The sequence below is a fragment of the Nonomuraea sp. B19D2 genome (genome assembly GCF_040137845.1).
GTDB lineage: Bacteria > Actinomycetota > Actinomycetes > Streptosporangiales > Streptosporangiaceae > Nonomuraea.
Genome location: NZ_JBEFAK010000030.1, coordinates 39,202 through 59,417, shown reverse-complemented (window position 1 = coordinate 59,417; position 20,216 = coordinate 39,202). Strand labels below are relative to the sequence as shown.

At 67.7% G+C, this 20,216-nt stretch carries 22 protein-coding genes, 2 pseudogenes and 1 riboswitch; of the genes and pseudogenes, 11 read left to right on the top strand and 13 right to left on the bottom strand.

Features of this window, described 5'->3' with window-relative positions:
- Positions 1-80: 80 nt before the first annotated feature.
- From ABN273_RS39720 to ABN273_RS39700, 5 genes are all read right to left on the bottom strand, one after another.
- Positions 81-818, bottom strand: a complete 738-nt coding sequence (locus ABN273_RS39720; RefSeq protein ID WP_349454449.1) for an SDR family NAD(P)-dependent oxidoreductase — start codon at positions 816-818, stop codon at positions 81-83.
- A 261-nt stretch (positions 819-1,079) separates the two neighbouring features.
- Entirely contained in the window at positions 1,080-1,835 is a 756-nt protein-coding gene (locus ABN273_RS39715) for an SDR family oxidoreductase (protein WP_349454448.1), read from the bottom strand.
- Between the two features lie 382 nt (positions 1,836-2,217).
- On the bottom strand, positions 2,218-2,526 hold the full coding sequence (locus ABN273_RS39710) for a hypothetical protein (RefSeq protein WP_349454447.1): 309 nt from the start codon (positions 2,524-2,526) through the stop codon (positions 2,218-2,220).
- 393 nt (positions 2,527-2,919) lie between these two features.
- Positions 2,920-3,396 (bottom strand): putative periplasmic lipoprotein, encoded by a 477-nt coding sequence (locus ABN273_RS39705; RefSeq protein ID WP_349454445.1) that lies wholly within the window; start codon positions 3,394-3,396, stop codon positions 2,920-2,922.
- Between the two features lie 259 nt (positions 3,397-3,655).
- Positions 3,656-3,844: a hypothetical protein gene (locus ABN273_RS39700; protein WP_349454443.1), complete on the bottom strand. Its 189-nt coding sequence runs from the start codon at positions 3,842-3,844 to the stop codon at positions 3,656-3,658.
- Between the two features lie 41 nt (positions 3,845-3,885).
- Here ABN273_RS39700 and ABN273_RS39695 point away from each other — a divergent pair, with 41 nt between their 5' ends.
- Positions 3,886-4,167 (top strand): hypothetical protein, encoded by a 282-nt coding sequence (locus tag ABN273_RS39695; protein WP_349454442.1) that lies wholly within the window; start codon positions 3,886-3,888, stop codon positions 4,165-4,167.
- Between the two features lie 18 nt (positions 4,168-4,185).
- Here the strand turns inward: ABN273_RS39695 and ABN273_RS39690 are convergent, their stop codons facing one another.
- The 3 genes from ABN273_RS39690 to ABN273_RS39680 form a co-directional block, all read right to left on the bottom strand.
- The gene (locus ABN273_RS39690) at positions 4,186-5,106 is read right to left on the bottom strand and encodes a PhzF family phenazine biosynthesis protein (RefSeq protein WP_349454440.1); all 921 of its coding nucleotides are present in this window, start codon (positions 5,104-5,106) and stop codon (positions 4,186-4,188) included.
- Between the two features lie 71 nt (positions 5,107-5,177).
- Positions 5,178-6,056, bottom strand: a complete 879-nt coding sequence (locus ABN273_RS39685) for an MBL fold metallo-hydrolase (protein WP_349454438.1) — start codon at positions 6,054-6,056, stop codon at positions 5,178-5,180.
- A 13-nt stretch (positions 6,057-6,069) separates the two neighbouring features.
- Positions 6,070-6,137: riboswitch (guanidine-III (ykkC-III) riboswitch) on the bottom strand.
- Positions 6,138-6,732: 595 nt separating this feature from the next.
- Positions 6,733-6,921 (bottom strand): hypothetical protein, encoded by a 189-nt coding sequence (locus ABN273_RS39680; RefSeq protein WP_349454436.1) that lies wholly within the window; start codon positions 6,919-6,921, stop codon positions 6,733-6,735.
- Positions 6,922-7,100: 179 nt separating this feature from the next.
- Here ABN273_RS39680 and ABN273_RS39675 point away from each other — a divergent pair.
- Together ABN273_RS39675 and ABN273_RS39670 are read left to right on the top strand one after the other, a co-directional pair.
- Positions 7,101-7,610, top strand: a pseudogene (locus ABN273_RS39675) (IS5 family transposase); the annotation flags it as partial.
- Positions 7,611-7,666: 56 nt separating this feature from the next.
- The gene (locus ABN273_RS39670) at positions 7,667-8,332 is read left to right on the top strand and encodes a nitroreductase (protein ID WP_349454434.1); all 666 of its coding nucleotides are present in this window, start codon (positions 7,667-7,669) and stop codon (positions 8,330-8,332) included.
- Positions 8,333-8,564: 232 nt separating this feature from the next.
- Here ABN273_RS39670 and ABN273_RS39665 read toward each other — a convergent pair whose 3' ends face one another.
- From ABN273_RS39665 to ABN273_RS39655, 3 genes are all read right to left on the bottom strand, one after another.
- Positions 8,565-9,011: a GNAT family N-acetyltransferase gene (locus ABN273_RS39665; protein ID WP_349454433.1), complete on the bottom strand. Its 447-nt coding sequence runs from the start codon at positions 9,009-9,011 to the stop codon at positions 8,565-8,567.
- Positions 9,008-9,730, bottom strand: a complete 723-nt coding sequence (locus ABN273_RS39660) for an alpha/beta fold hydrolase (RefSeq protein ID WP_349454431.1) — start codon at positions 9,728-9,730, stop codon at positions 9,008-9,010. Before ABN273_RS39660 ends, ABN273_RS39665 begins: the two co-directional genes overlap by 4 nt.
- Before the next feature lie 170 nt (positions 9,731-9,900).
- Positions 9,901-10,635 carry an IclR family transcriptional regulator gene (locus tag ABN273_RS39655; protein WP_349454429.1) on the bottom strand — a complete coding sequence of 245 codons (735 nt, stop codon included), beginning with the start codon at positions 10,633-10,635 and terminating at the stop codon, positions 9,901-9,903.
- A 79-nt stretch (positions 10,636-10,714) separates the two neighbouring features.
- Here ABN273_RS39655 and ABN273_RS39650 point away from each other — a divergent pair, with 79 nt between their 5' ends.
- The 8 genes and pseudogenes from ABN273_RS39650 to ABN273_RS59835 form a co-directional block, all read left to right on the top strand.
- A complete protein-coding gene (locus ABN273_RS39650; RefSeq protein WP_349454427.1) occupies positions 10,715-11,782 on the top strand; it encodes a cupin domain-containing protein in 1,068 nt (355 codons plus the stop codon).
- Positions 11,779-12,591 carry a fumarylacetoacetate hydrolase family protein gene (locus ABN273_RS39645; protein ID WP_349454426.1) on the top strand — a complete coding sequence of 271 codons (813 nt, stop codon included), beginning with the start codon at positions 11,779-11,781 and terminating at the stop codon, positions 12,589-12,591. Before ABN273_RS39650 ends, ABN273_RS39645 begins: the two co-directional genes overlap by 4 nt.
- Positions 12,588-13,256 carry a maleylpyruvate isomerase family mycothiol-dependent enzyme gene (locus ABN273_RS39640; protein WP_349454425.1) on the top strand — a complete coding sequence of 223 codons (669 nt, stop codon included), beginning with the start codon at positions 12,588-12,590 and terminating at the stop codon, positions 13,254-13,256. Before ABN273_RS39645 ends, ABN273_RS39640 begins: the two co-directional genes overlap by 4 nt.
- Positions 13,253-14,401: an FAD-dependent oxidoreductase gene (locus ABN273_RS39635; protein WP_349454424.1), complete on the top strand. Its 1,149-nt coding sequence runs from the start codon at positions 13,253-13,255 to the stop codon at positions 14,399-14,401. Before ABN273_RS39640 ends, ABN273_RS39635 begins: the two co-directional genes overlap by 4 nt.
- A gap of 119 nt (positions 14,402-14,520) precedes the next feature.
- Positions 14,521-15,927, top strand: a complete 1,407-nt coding sequence (locus tag ABN273_RS39630) for an MFS transporter (RefSeq protein ID WP_349454423.1) — start codon at positions 14,521-14,523, stop codon at positions 15,925-15,927.
- Between the two features lie 227 nt (positions 15,928-16,154).
- A complete protein-coding gene (locus ABN273_RS39625) occupies positions 16,155-16,631 on the top strand; it encodes a pyridoxamine 5'-phosphate oxidase family protein (RefSeq protein WP_349454421.1) in 477 nt (158 codons plus the stop codon).
- 70 nt (positions 16,632-16,701) lie between these two features.
- The gene (locus ABN273_RS39620; protein ID WP_349454419.1) at positions 16,702-17,703 is read left to right on the top strand and encodes an NADPH:quinone reductase; all 1,002 of its coding nucleotides are present in this window, start codon (positions 16,702-16,704) and stop codon (positions 17,701-17,703) included.
- A gap of 83 nt (positions 17,704-17,786) precedes the next feature.
- Positions 17,787-17,948, top strand: a pseudogene (locus tag ABN273_RS59835) (transposase); the annotation flags it as partial.
- 76 nt (positions 17,949-18,024) lie between these two features.
- Here ABN273_RS59835 and ABN273_RS39615 read toward each other — a convergent pair.
- On the bottom strand, positions 18,025-18,555 hold the full coding sequence (locus tag ABN273_RS39615) for a hypothetical protein (protein WP_349454418.1): 531 nt from the start codon (positions 18,553-18,555) through the stop codon (positions 18,025-18,027).
- Positions 18,556-19,125: 570 nt separating this feature from the next.
- On the bottom strand, positions 19,126-20,190 hold the full coding sequence (locus tag ABN273_RS39610) for a hypothetical protein (RefSeq protein ID WP_349454416.1): 1,065 nt from the start codon (positions 20,188-20,190) through the stop codon (positions 19,126-19,128).
- Between the last annotated feature and the right edge of the window lie 26 nt (positions 20,191-20,216).

Below are 20,216 nucleotides of genomic sequence, written 5' to 3'. Positions count from 1 at the left end.
GACGTCCAGCCGTCAGCGCCGGGCCGTGGCGCGTCCCGGCGTGGCGAAGGTCGCCCTTGCCCAGGGCCGGTGTCACTCCCCTACCGGGTCTGGTCGGTCGGGCGGATGAGGATCTCGTTGACCGCGACGTGCTCCGGCTGGGTGACCGCGTACACGACAGCATTGGCGATGTCATCGGGCTGCAGGGTCCGCATGGAGGCGGCCATGTTCTGGGCGGCGGCCTGCATCGTGGGGTCCGTGATGTGGTCGGCCAGTTCGGTGGCGACGAAGCCGGGCTCGACGACCACGACACGCACGCCCTGGGTGGTGACCTCCTGCCGCAACGCCTCGGAGAAGGCGGTGATGCCGAACTTGGTCGCGGCGTAGGCTCCGTTGCCGGCTGACGCGACCCGGCCCGAGGTCGAGGAGACCTGTACGACGGCGCCCTTGCGCTCCAGCAGGTGCGGCAACGCCGCGTGGACCGTGTACATCGACCCGAGCAGGTTGGTGTCGATCATGCGCGTCCATTCCGTGGTGTCCGCACCCGCGATGGGACCGGCGAGCATCACCCCGGCGTTGTTCACCAGGATGTCCAGGGCGCCGAAGTGCTCAACGGTCTTGGCGACCGCGGCCCGTACCGACTCTTGGTCGGTCACGTCCAGTTCGAGGGCCAGCATCTCACCGGGCGCCTTGTGCACCAGAGCCTCCAGCCGGTCGGCGCGCCGCGCCCCGACCGCGACACGGGCCCCCTCCGCTGAGAAGGCCAGCGCAGTGGCCTCGCCGATGCCCGACGACGCTCCAGTGACGAGGACGACCTTTCCATTCAACGTGTTGCTCATGTGCTTCCTTTCCGCAGGAGTTCACAGGTTTCGTCATGCCGCAACAGCTCGGCCGCGCTCAGGACGGGCGAGGAGCGCGGCGGTCTTTGCACTGGACGGTTGGCCGTCCTGCGGGTACTCGATGACCACGATCATCGCGTGCGCGCCCCCCGGGGTGGACCTCGTTCGGGTCCCCTACACCATGGTCAGCGCCGTCCGCCGCGCGGTCGAGCTCGGCCTGCAAGCGATGCCAGCAGGGAGGTGAGCTGTGAGCGCCCGTGGCTACTTTCCGGTCGCGTTCCGGCCGGGCCAGTCGCGGTAGCGGATCGTGCCGAGGGCGGCGCCGTCACCCGGAACCAGCGAGCGCTCGCTCAACTCGCTGCCGAAGTAGCGCGCGTGCGGGTCGGTGACCACCTCGCGCGGGTCATCCCAGGCGGCCAGCGCCTGGCGGAAGAACTCATCCATCCGGAACTGCTCCGGCCCGGCGATCTCGACCCTGCCGTTCAACGGCGCCCCCACCGCGGTCCGGCCAATCGCCTGGGCCACATCGTCACCCGCGATCGGCTGGAACAGCACGGGCGCCATGTGCACCTTGCCATCCACTGTGGCCTCGTCGGCGATGCTGCGGGCGAACTCGAAGAACTGCGTCGAGTGCACGAGCGAGAACGGGATCCCTGACTTCTCGATCAGCTGCTCCTGAGCGATCTTCGCGGCGAAGTAGCCGTTGTCCGGCATCCGCTCCGTGCCCACGATCGACACCGCGACGTGGTGCCCCACGCCCGCCGCCGCCTCCGCCGCGAGCAGGTTGCCCGTGGAGGTCTCGAAGAACTTCAGCACCGCCGCCCTCTCGAACGACGGCGAGTTCGACACGTCGATGACCACCTGCGCACCCGCCAGCGCCTCGGCCAGCCCTTCGCCGGTCAGCGTGTTGACGCCGGTGTTCGGCGCCGCCGCCACCGCCTCGTGACCATGCTCGCCCAGCTTCGTCACCAGCTTCGACCCGATCAGGCCCGTCCCGCCGACTACCACGATCTTCATCACGATCCCTTTCGCCCGCCGGGCCACCTCGTCGCCACCCGGTCACCAGCTAAGACCGGACAGCCTCGAGGCTTGTGACGGCTGCCGCGAAATCCCTTGGGACGAGGCGTCCGGGTGGAACCGCCGGTCGGAGCCCTCGCTCGGTTTGTCACTCACCAGCGCCTTTACATTGTAGATTCATACTGAGAAAGTCGGGCAGGCCGCCGCTGACGTTTCTCAATCATGCAAACCAGCCCATGTCAGTGATGTAGCGTCCGGCGTTCCTTGCTTGTGGCTCTTCCGAGCAGACCCGCTACTCCCTCTGCGGTACGCCCGGACGCCCGGGCTGGAGCGGCGCTCGCGGCGATGTGCCGGCAGTCACGTGGCCTCTGGATTTCGCCCTTCAACGCTTCGCCGAAATGCGGGCGCTCAGCAACTCGACGATCCACGAGGAGCGCAGCCGGCGCACCGACAGCGCGGGCAGGCCACCGGTCGGCCGGTGGCGGGCTGCCCAGGAGCTGAACAGGTTCTTGGCGTGCCGGGCGGCGCGCCTGGGCCGGAAGACGAAGGCGTCGCCAGGCTGGTCGGCGGCGTGAACCAGGACGTCCTCCCAGGCGGCGCGGCAGACGATCAACCGCTCTATGCCGGGGACGGTGACCACGATCGCGCCGGAGTCCAGGCGACGCAGATGCCCGGTTTGAACGGCGGCCACCTCCCCATACCACTGGGAAGTGTTCTTATTCGAAGGGCGCGGTATTCGGGGCGGATCAGGTCTGTTGGTTGCAGCTGAGCTGTCGGTGTTCGCGCGTTGTTGTCGATGCTCGTGTCGGTGTTCAGGGTGAGTTGTCGGATTCCCCCTTCGATTCCGATCTTGGTAGTGGAGAATATTCGATCATGACGGCTTTGCGCGCGTTGGCTGGTGGGATGGATGCGCCTCCTCAGGACGGGGAGTTCGTGGTCCGATACGTCGCTGAAGGCAGCAGGCTGTGCCGCAGCTCGTTGGAAGAGGCGAGTGCGGTGCGGTTCAAGGCGGGCGTCACGAGCGCGCAGGTTTATCGCCTCCCGCGCCTCAGGTAAGCGTTGATGCAGACCCGCTGCCACGCGGTCATCCCCCGTCGCTGACCACGCCCGAGCCCGAAACGGCGATCGCGGCCTGCGGCCCGCCCTCGCCGCAGCTCGGGCCGTTGGCGAAGCTGCTCTCGGGCGTGACGGTCAGCTCCCGCTCCACGACGACCTCGCCTCCCTGCCCCTTCAGCCGCAGTTCCACCCGCACCGGCGCCTTGGGCAGTCCCACCACGTCCCCGAACCCCTGCTTGCCGCCCGTCGGCTCGACCTCCGCCGTGCAGGCCTCGCCCTCGCAGGTCTGCCGCGCGACGCCGCTGGCCGGGTGCAGCTCCACCTTCGCCGTACGGCAGGAGCCGTTCCAGCACGCCGTCAGCTCGGCCGCCGAGACCCTGTCCGCGAGCGGCGCGTCGACGCGCACCGAGATCCCGACAGAAGTGCCGATCAGGGTGCACTCCTGCTCGGCGGCGCAGCCCGACAGCGCGAACAGGACGCCCGTCGCCACGACAAGTTTCCTCATGCCCCTGCAAACGTGCGCCGCCCGGCCCGGGTTCACCCCGGAGTCACCACCCCGTTCCCACCCGATACGGTCTGGGTCGTGACATTCGTGCCGCCCGGCAAGCTGCGGTGCGCGGGATGAGAGGGTCGACCGCCCTCGAACGGTTCCGGAGCCCGACACAGGTGATCGCGACCGCGTTCGGGCCCGCCGTACTGGCGGGGACGCTGTTGCTGATGCTGCCCGCGGCCACGACCACAGGCGAGTCGGCCGGCCGCCAGCATCATCGGCTCTTGCCCTTGCGTGCGGCCTGTTCGTAGAGGGCATCGGCGGCCCCGAACCGATCCCATTCCTTGGCGGTGCGGGCCTGGCGGACCTCGGGCAGGATCGCCTCGGCGACGTCGAGCCGCATCCGGCGCAGCAGGCCTGCGGCGATCAGGTCTTCGGTGGTGACCCGGGTGTGGTCGGTCATCGCGATGTCCTCGCTCCGTCTGCCTCGGGGTAGCGTCCGCAGTGCCCGCACTGGCCAGTGCCGCCCTGGTGGGCGTGCTCGTTGCTGCGGGCCTCGCGCGCCGTGGGATCCGGGCGGAAACCCGCCGGCGCGGGGAGTGTTTCCGACGGGTACGCCGTGGGGCGGACGACCCGGCCAAGACACACCGCGACTACAAGACCCACCTGAAGACGGTGGCCAAGCGGAAGGCCGACACCGTCAACGCCCACCTGGCCGCGCTCGACCACTTCTTCACCCACCCCGGCCTGGGCCCGGTCCAGGTCCCGCCCGAGCCCGCCGGGTAGTCGAACGATCTGCTCAGCTCACTGCAGTGTTCGATGGTCGACCAGGACTGCGGCGCCACCCACGTACACGTTGCGGCTCTTCCCCTTGGTCAGGGTGAGGACTGCCGAGCGGCCGGCCTGGGTGTACTGGGCGATCTGTAGCTCCTGGCCGTCGCTGACGTGCGGGTCGGCGCTGACCTGGGCCGCGCTCGAGACGCCGGTGGCCCGGTCCACGACGAGGCTCCGGCCGAGGTACGCATTCACCTGGATCACGTGTTCGGGCAACGATGTCGTGCTGTTGCGGCAGAACAGGTGGATTCCGTTGATGTCCAGCTCGCGCTGCAGGGCCATCAACCGGTCGTAGTTCAGACTGTCCAGTTCCCGGCGCAGTCGCGCGAAGGTGGCGGGTGTCACCTCGATGGTCAGCTTGGGTGATCCGACGGACAGGACCGGCAGACCGTCGGCCAGGGATGGCAGTGGCAGGTGGAAGATCTTCTCCAGTGCCTGCTCGTGGCCGTGCGTAATCCGGGGCTCTTGGGAGACGAAGTGCAGCATGACCGTTCGCGTACGGGGAAGCGAGGCGCGTGCGGAGCCTCCGGCCGACGTGGTGATCAGGAGGTCGTGGCCTGGCTTGGCGAGCCCGGCCTCGGCGAGCGTGTGTGCGGCGCCGATGAAGCCGTGGGCGCACACGCCTAGTGCTCTGCCGGTCGGGGTCAGGACAGTGAGGTTGAGCTCGTATTCGTAGGGGCCGTCTGGCCCGCGCTGTTCGCGGACGGCGTCGATGAACACGGTTTCGGGGGTACCGGTGCGGCGGGCCAGCTCCTGGCGCTGCCCCACGTCCCAAGCCCCGACGTCGGCGCCCATGACGACGGCGAAGGGGTTGCCGAGCCCGTTGTGCGGATCGCGGATGTCGACGAAGGCCGAGCCGAACACGACGGAGGTCCGGTGCGGCAGCGTCACCGGCCGGTCCGTAGGCATCGTGGCCGGGGACGAGGTCGCATCAGGCAGGAGGTCCGATGCGTTCGTGCGGCTCATGGGTTTGGCCAGAGGATGAAGAGGGGGTAGGCGCGCCGGCTGGGCCGGTCGCCGATCTCCTTGATCGCCGCACGGATCTCGTGCAGGTGCCCGGTGGTCATCTGCAGTGGGGGCTCGTCGGGCTGGTAGGTGGTGCGGACGGGGTAGTCCACGCCTGGCTGCCGGGTCATCTCGATGTGGCAGCCGAGCACGTGGGTGACCGGTCGGCGGTCGGAGAAGTCGATCAGGCGGTCGATGGTCTGGGCGAAGGCCGGCCAGTCCTGGATGTAGAGACGGCCCGGGTAGACCGTGTCGCCGGTGAGCAGGAACCCGGTCCACCGGTCGTAGAACGTGACCGCCGCCTCGTGGTGGCCCGGGGTGGCCAGGCACTCCAACACACGGCCTCCCAGGTCGACCTGCGCCACGGCGTCGGGATCCGTGCTGAACCCGAAGTACTCCCAGGCGGTGGCCAGGTCCGCGCCGACCACCGTGGTGTCGGGGCGGTCGGTGAACTGATCGTCGCCGGCGATGTGGTCGCCATGCGGGTGGGTGTGCAGCACCAGCAGGTGGTACTCCTCCCGGGGGTGGCGGCAGAGCCAGCCGTCAACGAGCTCATCGATCACCCGGCGCAAGGGGAAGAACTCGGCGGATGCCGTGGCGCCGGTGTCGATCAACACCGCCCGTGCGTTCCCGAACAGCAGGAACAAGAACGGCGCCTCATAGTTGATCGCCATGTTCTGCCGCAAGATGAACGTGTGCTCGTCGTACGCGTGGACCTGGATGTCCGGATCGGTGTTGTGCTTGGCCGACGGTGAGCCGTGAATCCACCGGACATCCAGCGCACAAGGCCGTGGAGTCACTCCAGTGAAATCGATCAAGGGTATGCCTGCATCCATGACGTCTCCTTCGAGTGCGTCGTCTTTGCAGGCCGGGTACGGCGCACATCTCGTCCGGGGCAAGCGCTTACGGGCTTCCACGGCGACGGTACCACGCCAGCGATCAGCTACTCTTCGCCGCCGTGGATCGTCCTGGGTGCCTGTCGCCGCGGCAAAGCAGCGTCGGAGGGGCACGAACTACTCATCTCTCAGAAATGAGTAGTTCTGGAGATCACAGACCCCTGCCGGGCCGCGTCCGGTCCCTGATCTTTGTTCTCACAACGTATGGCAACAGCTCTCGCACAATGCGCCTCGCGATAGGTCCTGCGACAACCCCTCGGCCGGAGCCAAAACTCACCGGAACGTGTCCCCTTCCTCACACGCTGGAGCCAGCAACCGCGCGTAGGTGGGGCCACTCATCACGCTTGAAACCATTTTCGGCCAGGCTGCCCGGCAGCCACTGGCAGTTCGAGATGGAGCAGAAGTAGCCGTAGACCCGGAAGTAGTTCCCCTCCCCCTTGGTGCACTAGACGCTCACGGAGTGCTCGCTGCTCGCGGTCTTGGAGCAGCCGGCGACCCCGAGAACGATGCCGGCGACGCTGGAAATGATCTTTTTGTCACGGGTGTTCATGATCGCGTGTCGGGACCGCTCTTGACGAGTGGGAGCGTGAGTTCTTGACAGGCGCCTTCGGCCGCGTCACGTGCGGAAGTAGGCGCGGGCCGGCGGGAGCAGGAGCAGGACGATGACGGTCAGCGAGGCCAGCCTGGTGAAGACGAGGCGGCCGTTGGACACGGCGAGCAGCCAGGCCGGGTGACGCGCTCGCCGGGGATTGAAGGTCGCCTGCACCCCTGCGGTCTCACCGAGGATCGACAGGAAATCCTGCACCCTGGACACTTGGGTGGCGAAGGGTCACTTCAGGCCGATCCAGCGGCACAGTGCGGCGAAAGCCGTCGTCGGTGCCGGGCCAGTGGCGGCGTACCGGGTCGTGGTGCGTGCCCATCAGCATGCCGCCGGAGCCCGCCGCCGGCCGATTTCCGTAAAAGGGGGACGGGGTAGATCACAAACCGGTGAAGGGACGGGAGGCGCTGGGCCGTTCGCGTGGCGGGTTGAGCAGGAAGGTGCACCTGGTCGCCGACCGGCGTTGCCGTCCGATCGCCCGGATCATCAGCCCTGGCCAGCATGGCGACAGTCCGTACTTCCGGTGTGTGCTGGGGGGTGTGCGCATCCAGCGCCGCGGGCTGGGCCGTCCCCGCAAACGTCCCGGGCGCGTACTGGCCGACAAGGCCTACTCCTCCCGTGCCAACCGTGCCTACCTGCGCCGACGCGGCATCAAGGCGGTCATCCCGATCAAGAAGGATCAGCAGGCCAACCGCCTCAAGCGCGGCAGTAAGGGTGGGCGACCGCCTGGGTTCGACGCCGAGCGGTACAAGGAGCGCAACACCGCCGAGCGGTGCATCAACAAGATGAAGGGCTACCGCGCAGTGGCCCTTCGCACCGACAAGCGCGAGCGCATCTACCAGGGCACCGTCGACGTCACCTCGATCAGGATCTGGCTCCGTGACCCGGTTCAATGACGACACTCCCTAGACGGTAGAGAGGTGGTCGTCGATGAGTGAGAGGACGAGAAGACATGGATGTGTATGAAGCCGTGGACAGTCGCCGGGCCGTGCGGGCGTTCAGCGATGAGCCCGTGCCCAAAGAAGTACTCGAACGAGTGCTGACCGCAGCGACGCGGGCTCCATCGAGCGGGAACCTCCAACCGTGGCATCTGTATGTTGTGGCCGGTGAGCCCTTGGCCGAACTGAAGAAGCACGCGACGGCCAGGGCAATGGCAGGAGACCCGGGCGATGAGCGGGAGTATCCGATGTACCCGGCAGAACTGACCTCGCCGTATCTGGACCGCTTTTCCGCCGCTGCTGCCCAGCGGTACAAAGCGCTGGGAATCGAGCGCGACGACCCCGACAGGCCCATGAAGATCGCCGCCTTGAACTCGGCGGCGTTCGGGGCGCCGGTCGTACTGTTCTGCTACCTCGACCGGACGATGGGGCCCGGGCAGTGGGGGGACGCGGGGATGTACCTACAGACGGTCATGCTGTTGCTGAGGGCGGAAGGGCTGCACAGCTGTCCCCAGGTGATGTGGACGATGTATCGCAAGACTGTCAGCCGCATAGTCGGAGCCGATGACAGGCTCGCACTGTTCTGCGGTGTCTCGGTGGGGTTCGAGAAGGAAGACGTGCCACGGCTGCGTACCGAGCGCGCGGACATGGCGGAAACAGTGAGCTTCATCGGAGCGTGACCGTCAGGCGGTCAAGATCTACGGGACAGACCCTAACGGCTCCGACCCGTTCTTCGCCCGGTGGCGGCTCGACGACCGTACCGACCTGGCCAACCTGCCCATTGTGGTGCTGGGCAGCACGGCGGGCGCCCATGTCGTCGCCCGCGACGTTCGGTAGTTCATCCACCTGATCGCCGGGCTCGTTGCCTGTTCTGCTCCTGGGGTTCTCCATCGTGCCTATCCGCGCGAGCTCTTAGTCGACGGCTCGCACTTCGTGGGAAAAGTGATGCGCGACGATGGACATTCCGCGGGCGTGGTAGAAACGGTGCGCCCCGTGGTTGGTGATGCCGGAGTCGAGCTCGATCCGCGTGCAGCCGGCCTTGCGGGCGCGGGCCTCCAGTTCCGCCATCAACCGGCTGCCGACGCCGCTGGAGCGGAGATCCGGATGCGTGATCAGGTCATCGACGAAGAGCAGCCGGCCCCGGCTGGTCGCCAGAACCCGGTGCGCCGCCACGCCGATGCACCGGCCGACAGCGTCGTAGGCGGCGGTGAACACCAGGCCCTGACGGTGGGCCTCCTCGGCGAACTTCGCGTAGGCGTCCCGGGTGAGCCCGGGGCGCAACGCGAGGATCAGAGGTGCGACGTCGGTCTCCATCGCGGGGTGCCCTGGCGCGACGTCGGCCATGAACAGTTCGGTCATGCCTTGAGCAGCGCCTCGGCCAGTTCGGCGGGGCGGGTGAAGTTGGCTTCGTGACTGCCGGGTGTCTCGATGACGGGCACGTCGCCGAGGCGCTGGGGGAACCGGGGAGTCCAGCCCCACTCACCGGGCGGCAGCGAGATGTCCTCGCTGGAGATCACGTAGCTGGCGGGAACTCCGAGGGCCGCCGGGTCGACCGGTGCGACGGGTTCGGTCAGGTAGCGCATCGGCTGGGGCGCGAGCAGGCTGTGTACGAGCCGTTGCATGTTCTCCTCGGCGTCCTGCATGAACCCGGTGGAGAAGACGTCGAAGGGGAGGGTCACGCTGTTGTTCCCTGACGCCGCGGCCAACTGGGTGAACAGCTCCACGTAGGCCGGCGGGACCTCGTCCAGCAGCGGCGTGCCCTCGGCGGGGACGAACGCGCTCCAGTAGACGAGCTTGCGCAGCCGTGAGGCCAGCCGTGGAGCCGCGCCGGTGATCGGGTAGCCGCCCCAGCTGTGCCCGACCATCGTCACGTCGCGCAGGTCGTGGCGCTCGACCAGGTCGACGATGAAGTCGGCCACGTCGGCGAGGCTGTACTGCTCGGGGTCGGCACCGTCGGCGATGCCTGGAAGGCTGGGGGTGAGGACGCGGTGGCCGGCCGCGCGCAGGTGCTGGGCAACTGGCCGCCAGGTCCAGCCGCCGTGCCAGGCACCGACGATGAGGACAAAGGTCTCCGGCATGACTTCTCCTAGGGATGGTGCGTGCAATCCGGTTCGCCAGAGGCTGAGGTGCTGATCACCCGAGGTAGTGCGGGAATCGAGTGGAGCACGCCGGTGCTGTTGAATGCGTCACACCGTAGGAGAAAAATTCTGGCTCGTGAACAGAATTCCACACTGAAGAACAATGTGGGTCAGAGGGGCGGCAAGTTCCGGCCGGCTCGCTCGGTGGCGTCCCGCAGTTCGGCGGCCAGCGGTTCCACGCGTCCTTTGCCGAACCGTACCGTGGGTATGGAGATGGTCAGTGCGGCCACGGCGCGGCCGGTCCGGTCGGTCACGCATCGGCCGATGGCCGCGACCCCGGTCTCGGTGTGCTCCAGGTTCAGGGCGTAGCCCTGTCGTCGGATCGATTCGAGCTCCCGGCTCAGGCGGGGGAAGTCCTCGTCGCTTCCGTACATCTCGGCCAGTTCGTCGCTGTCCAGTTCGGCGAGGAGGGCCTTGCCTCCGGAGGTCTTGCGAGCGGGCAGTACGGTCCCCTGCCGGTCGCCCACGTGCAGCACCTGGGTCGACTCGACGGAGGCCAGGAAGCGCGTCTGCGTCCCGACCCGGACGAGAAGGTTCACGGTCTCGTCCACGCGTGAGCACAGCCTCTCCATGTGCGGCAGCATCGCGCGGCGCAGCAGTTGGAATGTCCGGTCGGCGATGGGGGCGGCGGCCAGTCCGGGGCCGGGCAGGTAACCGCGTTGATCGTCGCGGGTGGCGAAGTCGCGATAGACGAGCATGGACAGCAGGCGGTGGGCGCTCGATCGAGCGATGCCGAGTTCGTCGGCGGCCTCGCTGACCCTCAGGCGGCCTTGGTCGCGGAGCATTTGCAGCAGATGGAGCGCGTTGTCCACCGACTCCAGCAGGTACGCAGGCTTGTTCTTCACAACGGAATTGTATTCACACAGCAGAATTTATTGCCTACGGTTCGGAGCACCTTCAGAGACCGAACCGGTGGGAGCACCGATGACGATCGATACCCATGAGGACGCCAGGCTCCGTCAGCTCTACGACGACTTCGCCGCGGCCGGCCTCAACCCGTTGTGGACGCAGGTGGGGGACCTCATGCCGATGAGCCCGTCACCTCAGGCTGTGCCGCACATATGGAAGTGGTCCACGCTGTATCCGCTGGCACAGCGGTCCGGAGAGCTGGTCCCCGTCGGCCGCGGGGGCGAGCGACGGGCGATCGCCCTGGCGAACCCGGGTCTCGGCGGTCGGCCGTACGCCACCCCGACCTTGTGGGCGGCTATCCAGTACCTCGGGCCCCGGGAGGTCGCACCCGAGCACCGGCACTCCCAGAACGCCTTCCGCTTTGTCGTCGAAGGCGAGGGTGTCTGGACGGTGGTGGACGGCGACCCGGTCGCCATGCGCCGCGGAGACTTCCTCCTCACGCCGGGCTGGAACTTCCACGGCCATCACAACGTCACCGACTCCCCGATGACCTGGCTGGACGGCTTGGACATCCCGTTCGTCCACTACACCGACGCTGGGTTTTTCGAGTTCGGTCCCGAGGAGGTCACCAACGAGGCGACGCCGAACGTGTCCCGCTCGGAACGACTGTGGGTGCACCCCGGCCTGCGTCCGGTGTCGCAACCCGGTCCCCGGCCCAGTTCGCCGATCGCCGCCTACCGATGGGGACACACCGACCGCGCCCTGGACGATCAGCTGGCATTGGAGGACGAGGGACACCCGGCGACGGCGGAGCCTGGCCACGCCGCCGTGCGCTACTCCAACCCGACGACCGGCGGCGACGTCATGCCGACCATCCGGGCGGAATTCCACCGGCTCCGGGAGGGTGCCGTCACCGCGACGCGACGAGAGGTCGGATCCTCGATCTGGCATGTCTTCGACGGCTCCGGCACGGCCGTGCTCGACGGCGTCGAGCACGTGGTCAACCGGGGCGACCTGATCGTGGTGCCGTCGTGGAAGCCGCTGCGCGTGGCCGCCGACTCCAGGCTGGACCTGTTCCGCTTCAGTGACACCCCGATCTACGAGCAGCTGAACCTGTACCGGACGGAAGAGGACTCTCGATGAGACTCGCCACTTTGCGCGTTGGAGGGACCACCGCGGCCGTGCGCGTCGACGGTGAGACGGCTGTGGAGACAGGGCTCCCCGACCTCGGTGCGCTGCTCGCCGAGCCGGACTGGCGGCTCCTGGCCGAGAACGCGAACGGCGCGCGACACGACGTCACCGATCATGCTCCTCTCATCCCCCACCCCGGGAAGATCATTTGCGTCGGGCTGAACTACCGCACCCACATCCTGGAGATGGGACGTGAACTGCCGCGATACCCGACGTTGTTCGCCAAGTTCGCCGACGCGTTGGTGGGCGCGCACGACGAGATCGTGCTCCCGGCCGATTCGGCCGCCATGGACTGGGAGGCCGAACTGGCCGTAATCGTGGGCGCCACGGTGCGCAACGCCGACCCCGGCGAGGCCGAGGCCGCAATCGCCGGATACTCGGTGCTGAACGATGTGACGGCCCGCGACTGGCAGTACCGCACTCCTCAATGGCTGCAGGGCAAGACTTGGGAGGCGAGCACACCGTTCGGGCCGGTGCTGGTGACCCCCGACGAACTGGAGGCCGACCCCGAGATCACCTGCGAGATCGACGGCGAGCTGGTCCAGCGTGCCCGCGTGTCGGATCTGGTGTTCCCTCCGGCGGAACTCGTCGCGTACATCTCGCGAATTGTGACACTGCGGCCCGGCGATGTCATAGCGACCGGCACTCCCGGAGGGGTGGGGCACGCGCGGACACCGCCACGCTACCTCCGCGATGGGAGCGTGCTCAGGACTCGTATCTCCGGCATCGGTGAGCTGATCAACATGGCCCACGCCTCATGACCGCCTTGGAATGGGTGGCCGAGGGCACCCGGCTGTTCGACGACAGGCTCGCCGCCCTGAGCGACACCGAGATGGACATGGCCTCGGCGTTGCCCGGCTGGAGCCGGCGGCACGTCGTGGCGCATGTCGCCCACAACGCGCGCGCCCTCGTCCGGCTGCTGCGCTGGGCGCGCACCGGCGAGGAGACGCCCATGTACGCAAGCCGGCAGGCCCGTGACGCGGAGATCGCCGAGGGGGCGCGACTGGAGGCGCCGGCACTGCGCGCCCTGTACGCCGCCAGCCGCGACGAGCTGGCCGAGGCTGACCACCTCCTGCCCACGGAATGCTGGTCGGCATGGGTGCGCACCGTGCAAGGGCGCATGGTGCGGGCGGAGGAGATCCGCTGGATGCGCACCCGCGAGGTCTGGATCCACGCCGTCGACCTCAGCAACGGGGCCTCCTTCGCGGACTTCCCGGCGGACCTGCTGGACGCGCTGATCGACGACGTGACCGCGTGGCGGAGCCGGCAGGCCCGCTCGTCCGGACTGCTCATCGCGCCCACCGACCGCAACCGGCAATGGAGGATCGAGGGCAGTCCCACGCAAACGCTGACCGGCACCGCCGCGGAACTGGCGGCAGTGCTGACTGGCCGGGCTCCAGGCCCCGACCTCGGGAGATGGCTGTGAACAGAGAAGTGATCATCGTCGGTGGCGGGATCGGCGGCCTTGCGGCGGCCTTCGCGCTGACGCGAGCCGGGCACGACGTGCAACTGCTGGAGCAGGCGCCGGAATTCGGCGAAGTGGGCGCCGGCCTGCAGCTCGCGCCGAACGCCACGCGCATCCTCGCCGAATGGGGACTGCTGGAGGAAGTTGTCGCGGCTGGAGTACAGCCCCGCCGGCTGGTGCTACGCGACGCCGTCACCGGAGAGGAGCTGACTCATCTGGACCTCGGCGAGGAGTTCCGGCAGCGGTACGGCGCGCCCTACGTCGTCGTGCACCGCAGCGACCTGCACCGGATCCTGCTCGAGGGCTGCCGGCGGATCGGCGTGGCGATGGAGACCGGCCGGCGAGTCACCGGTGTGGTGTCGACCGCGCACGACGCCGTCACCCGCTGCGCCGACGGCACCGTCTACAGGAGCGCCGCGGTGCTCGGGATGGACGGGCTCAACTCCACCCTGCGCGACCAGATCGTCGGTGACCAGCCGATCCCCTCCGGATACGTCGCCTATCGCGGCACCCTTCCGGTCGGCGATCTGACGGTCGAGCTCGACCTGGAGGATGTCGTCGCCTGGATCGGCCCCGGGTGCCACCTGGTGCAATATGCGCTGCGGCGCGGAGAGATGGTGAACCAGGTGGCGGTCTTCCGCAGCCCCGCCTTCCTGCGTGGCGAAGCGGAGTGGGGCGGTCCCGATGAGGTCGACGACGCGTTCTCGCACTGCTGCGAACACGTGCGCAAGTCACTCGTCTCCCTGTGGCGGGACAAATACTGGCCGATGTACGACCGGGCACCGGCGACCCGGTGGACCGACGGGCGGCTGGGCCTGCTGGGCGACGCAGCGCATCCCATGCTCCAGTACCTCGCTCAGGGCGCATGCCAGGCAATCGAGGACGCCCACACCGTCACCGCGCTGGCCGAGCAGGGTGACTGGCCCACAGCGCTGATTGCCACGCAGGACGCCCGTGCCGTCCGCACGGGGCAGGTCCAGAGCGCCGCGCGCGTGTGGGGCGAGATCTGGCATGTCGACGGCATCGCCCGTCTGCTACGCAACGAGCTGCTGATCGGCCGGGATCCCCAGGACCACCGCCACATCGACTGGCTCTACGGCTTCTGACATCGCCGACCAGTCTCTACCCGCAAAAGAGAAAGGCAGGACAGCTGGCACATCGACTGGCTCTACGGCTCCTGATGCCGTCCACCAGTCGCCCCCCAAAAAAGGAAGGAACGAATTCGATGACGGATATCACCGCGAAACACGACGGCAAGACATCACGCCAAGGGCGCAAGGCCTTGTTCGGGGCGTGGGCCGGGCTGTGGGTGGACATGTTCGATGTCTACCTGCCCATCATCGTACTGGCACCGGCAGCGGCGTACTTCGAGCCGGAGGGTGCCTCGGACTCGACACGACAGATCATCACTGCCCTGGTCTTCTCCGCCACACTGCTGGGCCGCCCGCTCGGTGCCGTGATCTTCGGTCACATCAGTGACAGGACCGGGCGCCGCCGTGCGTCGATGATCGCTTTGACCGGCTTCGGTGTCGCCACGCTCGCGATCGCATGTCTCCCCGGCTATCAGACCATCGGCCTCGTGGGCACCCTCGCCCTGATATTCCTCCGCTTCATCGACGGGATCTTCCTTGGCGGACAGTACACTGCCGCGACACCACTGGCATTGGAGCAAAGCCCCGGCTCGCAGCGCGGCCTGTTCGGCGCGGTGATCATGACTGGCTTTCCGCTGGCCTACTGCACGATCGCGTTGTTCACATTCGGGCTGCTGAAGATCGTGCCGGCGCACGGCTTGGACTCGCCATACGTGCTGTGGGGATGGCGGATCCCGTTCATCGTCGGCGGGTTGCTCGCTCTTGGGCTCGTCGCCTGGTATTCGCGCAACGTCCATGAGTCGGACGTCTGGCGGGAAGCTCCGAAGTCGTCTACCCCGCCGGTGCTGGAGTTGTTCCGCAAAGGCAACCTACGCGGATTCCTTCAGGTGTTCACCCTCATGAGCGGACTCTGGCTCGCCTTCAACATGATCGGTGCTGTGCTGCCGGGTGAGTTGAAGAGGTCAGCTGGACTGAGTGACGTGCGGGTGACGATGCTGCTGGTCGTGGCCTATGCGCTGCTCGCCGTCGCCTACCTCGGCGCCGGATTGTTGAGCCAACGCATCGGTCGCCGTCCCTTCTTCATCATCACGGGACTGCTGACCGCGACAGCCGCGCCAGCCCTGTACACGCTCATCGTCTCGAGAACCGCGAGCAGCTACGCCATGATCATGCTGGTCACCGTGGCGCTCGTCATCGTCGTCGTTTCCACCTTTGGAGTGGTCACGACCTACATCATCGAGCGCTTCCACGTCAGCGTCCGGTCCAGTGGCTACGGGCTGGGCTACACGGCGGCTGTGATCGTCCCCGCGTTCTACGTCTTCTACCAAACCGCGCTGGCAGATCTCATGCCGATGAAGTACACCCCGGTGGTCCTCCTCGTGGTCGGCGGAGTGCTCATCGTATGCGGTGCCGCACTCGGCCCGGAGACCCGCGGCGCCGACCTCACATCTACCGGCTCGCAGATGCCCGATACCGGATCGATACTGGCATCCACTGGCCCACCCGGGCGCGAAGATCCGAATGACCGACAGGTTCAGTGAATCGGTCCACAACGACCGCTGAATGACTGCACAAACGAGAATTGGCCCAATTCGAGGCGAGAGTTGGCCCCACCCCGCCGGGGGCAAGCCTGGTGAGCGGATGGCGCCCGAAACCGCGGGAACGCCTCAACGGCGTGGGGCCGGCCCTCGCCCGTAGCAAGGACCAGGGACCGTTCCCGAAAACAACTGACCTTGTACTGACGATATCTGAGCCCGAAGGAGCACCCGTGGGCATCATCACCGAAGACATGCGAGAGATCATCGAAAGCTCGAAACTCTCGTTCGCCGCGACCGTCTGCGCGGACGGATCGCCAAGCCTGTCCCCGAAGGGCTCGGTCCGGGTCTACGACGGCGAACACCTCATCTTCATGGACATCGCATCGCCCACCACTGCGGAGAACCTCCGCCGGGATCCGCGGATCGAGATCAATTCGATCGACTTCATCCGACGCCGCGGCTACCGGTTCAAGGGCACCGCGACGTTGGTCTCCCCAGGGCACCCGGCATACGAGTGGCTGCGCGCCTGGCTGCTCGATCTGCACGGTCCCGCGTACCCCGCCCATGAGGCCGTTCTCATTCGCGTCGAGCGGGCACTGCCCGTGCTGTCGCCGGCCTACACCTTCGGGGACGCCGACGAAGCCGGCCTCGCCAAGACATGGGCGGCAACCTACGGGGTCTCGGCCGAGCCCTCGGACCGCGGGTGACCTAGCGTCACCAGGTCGTTATCTCAGATGCGGGCGGCTCCCGTCGCCCGTCTTGGACAAAGGAGTTGTGATGGATAGCACACCAGCGGTCATGACGGCCGCATACATCACCGGCCACGGCCCCGCGGACGGCATCCGGGTCGGTGACCTGCCGATTCCGGTGCCCGGCCCGACGGACGTGCTCGTGCGCACCGAAGCGCTGGCGGTGAATCACGTCGACACGTTCGTCCGCTCCGGCGCCTATCGCACCCACACCCCCTTCCCGTTCATCATCGGCCGTGACCTGGTCGGGACCGTGGCCGCCGTCGGCGACGGCGTCTCGGGATTCCAGCCCGGAGGTCCCGTGTGGTGCAACAGCCTCGGCCACGGCGGACGCCAGGGTTCGTTCGCCCAGTACGCGATCGTTCCCGTCGAGCGCCTGTACCGACTGCCCGAGGGCGTCTCCCCGGACACGGCCGTAAGCGTCCTGCACACCGCGGCGACGGCCCACATCGGGCTGTTTCGCGAGGGGCGGATCCGCGTCGGCGAAACCGTTCTCGTCAACGGCGCGGCCGGTGGGGTCGGCAGCGCCGTCATCCAGCTCGCCGTCGCCGCGGGTGCGAGAGTCGTCGCCACCGCGTCCGAACGCGACGCCGAATGGTGCCTAGCTCTCGGCGCACACACCGTCGTCGACTACCGCGACCCGCACGCGACGAAGCGCATCCAGGACGCGACCCCGGACGGCGTGGACATCTTCTGGGACAACTCAGGCGAGAACAACATCGAGGCCACACTGCCTCTGCTGGCCCAAGGAGGGCGCATCATCATCATGGCCGGGCTCCGCTCGCGACCAACCCTGCCGGCGGGCGAGCTCTACCTCCGGGACATGAGCATTCGAGGATTCGTCATCAGCAACGCGTCGATCAGCGACCTCCAGTCCGCCGCGACGACGATCAACGGACTGCTGGCGGTGGACGGGCTCCGTACCCGCATCGGCGCCAGGCTGCCCCTGTCCGAGGCCGCCGAGGCACATCGCCTCCAGGAGAGCCGCGGGCCCGACCGTGTCAGGGGACGCATCGTCGTCCTGCCATGATGCCCTTCCTCGTCGGTCCACAGGGCCTCCTCCGGAAACAGGCCCCAACCGGCCTCACGCGTTGACCCCGGGTCGGTAGGTACGTGACGAGGCGTCGCAGGGAGTTCTCGCCGGAGTTCAAGGAAGAAGCTGTCCGGATGGTGCTGGGGGGCGAGCGGACGGTCGCGTCGGTGGCGCGCGAGTTCGGGATCAACGCCAGCACCCTGGGCAGTTGGGTGCACCGGCATCGGATCGTGCAGGAGGAGGCGGAGCAGCCGACGTCCGGGCCGAAACGGGCACCCAGAACTTCGCCGAACTCTCGCCTTCCTCTTACCTTCGTCTTCACCGCCACCTTCCAACTTCACTCCCTGAAGCTGACACCACACGGCGGCGGTGACTCACTCTCGCCAATGGGGTCGGGCGGCGGGCGGTGTCGCCGCCCGACCCGCTTGCACGTGGTCGCCGAGAGCGGCGGGTGAGGATCATCTCTTCGTCGAAGACCCAGGTCGCCCCGTTGTCGTAGGAGGTTTCGCCGAGCCAGCGCGCCGACGAGGGCGTGATGTCGGTGAAACGCCACCTCAGCCAGGGATCCTCTTCGTCGCTGAGCAGGATGATGTCCCCGTCGACGGGTCGCCCGATGAAACGGCGGACGCGGGCGTTGACCGGTTCGATCCACGTGGAGCGCCACGCACCGAGATCCGGATCGTAGAAACGCACGGTCGTACGATGGAACGCCCGGAGAGTCGACGCCGCCGGCTCGTGACGGCCCGGCATGATCCAGGTGTCCTGGACGGCCCGGCCGCCGAGAACCCAGCCGAAGTGGAACTCGCCCTTGGCCCGGACGGGCTCGCCGTCGAGCCGGTCCCCGACCACTCGATGTCCCAGGAGCCTACGAACTGCCCGAACAACATGAGCTTTTCAGCGTGCTCGCCGGACGGCCCCGCCACGTGCAGCGCGTCGATCAACCCCTGATCAGCCGGAAGCTTCGGGTCATATGCCACGGGAGTACCTCCTGATAAGCATCGGAAAGGCTTTGGTCGAGATCGGCCCCAGCGGCCGTCGCGTCCTTCAGCCCGGCCGAGAGGCATAGCAGGCGGTCGCCGATCCCGCAGTACGGTCGGCCACGATCCGGTGGACGAGCGAGGCCGATCGCTGGATGAGCGTGCCGACATCGCCGAGGCTACCGACGGCATGATCAGCGTGGTGCCGCCGACGATCGCACGCGCGTCATCGGCGACCTCGAACGATATGAGGCGACACCATTCTGCTCGGTGCACCCTGACCGGCAGCGTCGCCAAACCGCGCCATTGCAGTTCGGCCACTCGAGGATCCTGATCGTCGGCTCGCCGCTGAGCACCCTCAGTCCTGCAGGTGCTGATGGCCGAGCATGTCATCCTTGCCGTCAGGGTGAACCGTGTGCGCGCACAGCCGGAGGCTGCCGAGTCATCGCCTGGCCAGCGCCCCCACATTGAGTACGAAGCGGGATGTGAGGCCGTCACGCTGTACGGCACCGTTCATGATCGACGCCTGCTGTTTCCCGTCGCTCGCCACCTGCCAGAAGCCGAGGGTGATGGTCTCGCCGGGGCGTCGGCAGACCTGCCCGGGCGGGTCCAGGTCGGCCGTGTTCCCGCGCGCCGCCAGGGTCCACCGGCACCCGTCCGCCGTCCGGGCGACCACCGTACGATCCGGCTTGACCGTCATCTCGACGAGGCCGCGCTGCTCCCCGTGGCTAACCTGCACTGAACCGTCCGGCCCCGTCGCTCGGTACGTGACGATGTTGACCAGCCGCGAGCGGTCTGCCGGGACGTACTCCCACTGGCCCGTAAATCGCCTCGCCACCTTGGTCCACGGCTCTGTCGTGACCTTGGTGCGGGCGCCGTGCTCCAGCGCGAAGTCGTAGTCGCCGCTCGGATGGTGGCTCACGCCTGCGATGGCCTCTTTCTCATGCCGGCCCGAGACGGTCACCGACCAGCGGGTAATGGTGTAGCCGGAGTTGATCACGCGGTTGAAGCAGGATTGGGAGGGCGGGTCGAGTTGGAGGGAGTCCGACTGGGCCGTGAACCGCCAGGTGCAGCCGCGATCCGTCCGCCCCACGACTTTTCCGTCGGCCTCTTTGGCGAACACGATCCGGCCGATCTGCGGGATCTGCAACGCTGAACCCGGCGGCGCCAACGGATTGAAGCTCTCACAGTCCGGCTCCGCGGCCGGACAGCTGAGTTCCGCAATGTTCCTCATACTCTTGCGGTCCGGCTGGTCGTAGTTCCACGTCCCCAGGAACTTGTCCAGGCTCGATCCGCTGCTGGGTGCGGCGGCCGCCGGACCAGGCTGGGTGATGCCGAGGACACCCCCTCCCGCAGCCACCGCCAGGACCACGGTCGCTGACCGCAGCCACGCCGACGATCTGCGCGCGGGCGTCTTGTGCGGGAAACGGGGGATTGCGCCCACGCCGGTGACGACGCGGAGGGTGAACAGCATCGTGTGCCACCGCGCAAGGTAAGAGTTCGTCATGGCGGCATGCTGCCCCGGCCGATCCG

Bases quoted from the DNA above. Each gene is read 5' to 3' on its own strand.
- ABN273_RS39720 (WP_349454449.1), bottom strand. From the start codon at position 818: ATGAGCAACACGTTGAATGGAAAGGTCGTCCTCGTCACTGGAGCGTCG.
- ABN273_RS39715 (WP_349454448.1), bottom strand. From the start codon at position 1,835: ATGAAGATCGTGGTAGTCGGCGGGACGGGCCTGATCGGGTCGAAGCTG.
- ABN273_RS39705 (WP_349454445.1), bottom strand. From the start codon at position 3,396: ATGAGGAAACTTGTCGTGGCGACGGGCGTCCTGTTCGCGCTGTCGGGC.
- ABN273_RS39700 (WP_349454443.1), bottom strand. From the start codon at position 3,844: ATGACCGACCACACCCGGGTCACCACCGAAGACCTGATCGCCGCAGGC.
- ABN273_RS39685 (WP_349454438.1), bottom strand. From the start codon at position 6,056: ATGGATGCAGGCATACCCTTGATCGATTTCACTGGAGTGACTCCACGG.
- ABN273_RS39670 (WP_349454434.1), top strand. From the start codon at position 7,667: ATGGATGTGTATGAAGCCGTGGACAGTCGCCGGGCCGTGCGGGCGTTC.
- ABN273_RS39665 (WP_349454433.1), bottom strand. From the start codon at position 9,011: ATGACCGAACTGTTCATGGCCGACGTCGCGCCAGGGCACCCCGCGATG.
- ABN273_RS39660 (WP_349454431.1), bottom strand. From the start codon at position 9,730: ATGCCGGAGACCTTTGTCCTCATCGTCGGTGCCTGGCACGGCGGCTGG.
- ABN273_RS39650 (WP_349454427.1), top strand. From the start codon at position 10,715: ATGACGATCGATACCCATGAGGACGCCAGGCTCCGTCAGCTCTACGAC.
- ABN273_RS39645 (WP_349454426.1), top strand. From the start codon at position 11,779: ATGAGACTCGCCACTTTGCGCGTTGGAGGGACCACCGCGGCCGTGCGC.
- ABN273_RS39640 (WP_349454425.1), top strand. From the start codon at position 12,588: ATGACCGCCTTGGAATGGGTGGCCGAGGGCACCCGGCTGTTCGACGAC.
- ABN273_RS39630 (WP_349454423.1), top strand. From the start codon at position 14,521: ATGACGGATATCACCGCGAAACACGACGGCAAGACATCACGCCAAGGG.
- ABN273_RS39620 (WP_349454419.1), top strand. From the start codon at position 16,702: ATGGATAGCACACCAGCGGTCATGACGGCCGCATACATCACCGGCCAC.
- ABN273_RS39610 (WP_349454416.1), bottom strand. From the start codon at position 20,190: ATGACGAACTCTTACCTTGCGCGGTGGCACACGATGCTGTTCACCCTC.